Here is a 1,935-nt window from a genome sequence, read left to right on the forward strand (position 1 = left end):
TTTTACCATCCGCCGACTGGCGGATTGATGCGTAGAACAAAACTTTCGGCTACCACAAAACTGACTTTCGAATACGCAACCCTGCCTTTTGGGTGGGTGCTGTAATCACCTAGACTTATAGGTATTGTAGACAAAATTATAAATTCTTTTGGTGCATCATATTTCATGCTTTGGTCAGTTGATTTAAACGGCCTTGAAAAGATTGGAAATAATTTCTTTTAGTGGTATCATTTAGATAAGAAGCAGCTACCATTCTTTCAACTAAATCTGATTGAGAAATCATCAATGCCATAATTTCCTGAAAATTTTTTTCACTGATTTCTGCTTTCTCTGCTAGTTGAGCAAATTGTAAACCGATTTTGCCATGGGCTAGATTTCTAGGCAATAGACCATCATCTAATGCAAAGTCTTTATCTTCAATGTGGATACGGCTATTTAGTAAATCATAAGCTGGACTCAGTCGATAATCTCCAAAGGGTGTTTCTAGTATAGAAAAATTTTTAAAATGTGCGTCTCCATTTGAAAAAAGATAATTAAAGATAAGTACTCTTAACAATTTTGGCGCTTCTATCTTGTAAGTTGTTAAATAGTTCCGCATTATTTCAAATAGATCTAAATAATTCCCGAGATACTTGTAATGTTCTCCATGTGTTTGTGGGGTTCTTTTTGCTAAGGAAGCAAAGTCATCTTGAGCTAGTTTTGAACCATCCTCTTTTACATCAAATCTTTTTGTGATGTAGGCAGGTGTGCCATCTTTAAAAAAAATCAATGCATTTTCTGCAGTCTCTATTCCATAGACCTGACGGGCAATTTGCATGGTTAAATGCTCATTGGCAGGCATTTGGTCTGGCTTTTTACCGGTACCTGGAATTGGTTTCAGAATATAAGTCCCTTGCTCATTTTCTTTAATGAGCCTTAACTTGTTTTTGTCAAGCAAAACAGAAAATTTTTCTTGTACGCCCGATATCGACATGCGACTGCGGTTTTCTTCAAACAGCTGATCCGTATCTGGGTTAGATGCTGGAGAATCGTAAGGCAAAACATGGTGTACCTTCTTGCCCTGAAAAACTCTATTCAAAGCTGTTCTGCTATATGTATTAAAACCTTCGGATAATGTGCTGGGACAATATTTAATTTCTGGTAAGCTCATTAGTTTTCTAGCTTAATAATTCTAACAGCACCTATGCTGTCATTTTTTGCAGTAGTCATGAGCAATCCGAAATAGTCTTCTTTATCGATTCTATTAAATTTGCATGCCACTTGCTTATTAGAACCTTCGGGAAGCAGGCTGTAAAAAAATGGAAACAGGTATTTAGAATGAAATTCTTTTTCGTTTTTAGGTAAAGTTAGACTGATGCTTTGCCTAGCGTTATTGGCTATCCAGTCTTCGTGATAACGAAATGAAAACGAACCATCATCGTATTGGGTTAAGATACCCGCTTCTTCATTTTTAAAAAGAACTTTGGATTTTCTCATTTAAAATGCGTCACATTTTTAATTTTTAGGCAAATCTCCATGCCCAAAACATCAGATAGTTTATGTAATGTTGACAGTGTAGGATTTCCTTTTCCGCTTTCAAACTGTTTTAAAGTTCTCAGTCCAACACCTGATAGTTCAGCCAACCCCTCCTGTGTTACTTGTAGTGCTTCCCTTCGTTCTTTAATGGTTTTTATTAATTCGGTTAAGTGCATTATAAAGCATTATTTCATGCAAATTTACTATAAATTTTTATAAATTCAATAAAAAGAGCAGTAAATAGCACTATATAATACACGTATTGGGTTTTCACTATTTAATTTCATTAAATAGTGCATCATACGGCACTATTATTTTGAGTATGCGTATTTCTCTCTTTTTGAGGTATTTGTGGTAACGGTTTGGCGCTTGGCGAAGGCGGGGCTTTTTAGCACTACTGTTTAATCGAAGAACCACACT

3 protein-coding genes are annotated in these 1,935 nt (G+C 35.7%); all 3 read right to left on the reverse strand.

Translation table 11 applies throughout. The annotated features are described in order from the left end of the window. Positions 1–163 precede the first annotated feature (163 nt). From ACOVQ4_RS10115 to ACOVQ4_RS10125, 3 genes are read right to left on the reverse strand one after another with little or no spacing between them, the layout of a single operon-like run. Positions 164–1,150 (reverse strand): type II toxin-antitoxin system HipA family toxin, encoded by a 987-nt coding sequence (locus tag ACOVQ4_RS10115; RefSeq protein ID WP_421820524.1) that lies wholly within the window; start codon positions 1,148–1,150, stop codon positions 164–166. Beyond that, complete coding sequence (locus tag ACOVQ4_RS10120; protein ID WP_421820525.1) at positions 1,150–1,476, reverse strand: HipA N-terminal domain-containing protein; 327 nt, start codon at positions 1,474–1,476, stop codon at positions 1,150–1,152. Before ACOVQ4_RS10120 ends, ACOVQ4_RS10115 begins: the two co-directional genes overlap by 1 nt. Next, positions 1,473–1,691: a helix-turn-helix domain-containing protein gene (locus tag ACOVQ4_RS10125; protein ID WP_421820526.1), complete on the reverse strand. Its 219-nt coding sequence runs from the start codon at positions 1,689–1,691 to the stop codon at positions 1,473–1,475. The genes ACOVQ4_RS10120 and ACOVQ4_RS10125 overlap by 4 nt, the downstream gene beginning before the upstream one ends. Positions 1,692–1,935: the final 244 nt, after the last annotated feature.

It is taken from the genome of Flectobacillus sp., from assembly GCF_049240685.1.
In the GTDB taxonomy this organism is placed as follows: Bacteria; Bacteroidota; Bacteroidia; order Cytophagales; family Spirosomataceae; genus Flectobacillus.

What these genes read in the sequence shown, in the direction of transcription:
- ACOVQ4_RS10115 (WP_421820524.1), bottom strand. Translation starts at nt 1,150, where the DNA reads ATGAGCTTACCAGAAATTAAATATTGTCCCAGCACATTATCCGAAGGT.
- ACOVQ4_RS10120 (WP_421820525.1), bottom strand. Translation starts at nt 1,476, where the DNA reads ATGAGAAAATCCAAAGTTCTTTTTAAAAATGAAGAAGCGGGTATCTTA.
- ACOVQ4_RS10125 (WP_421820526.1), bottom strand. Translation starts at nt 1,691, where the DNA reads ATGCACTTAACCGAATTAATAAAAACCATTAAAGAACGAAGGGAAGCA.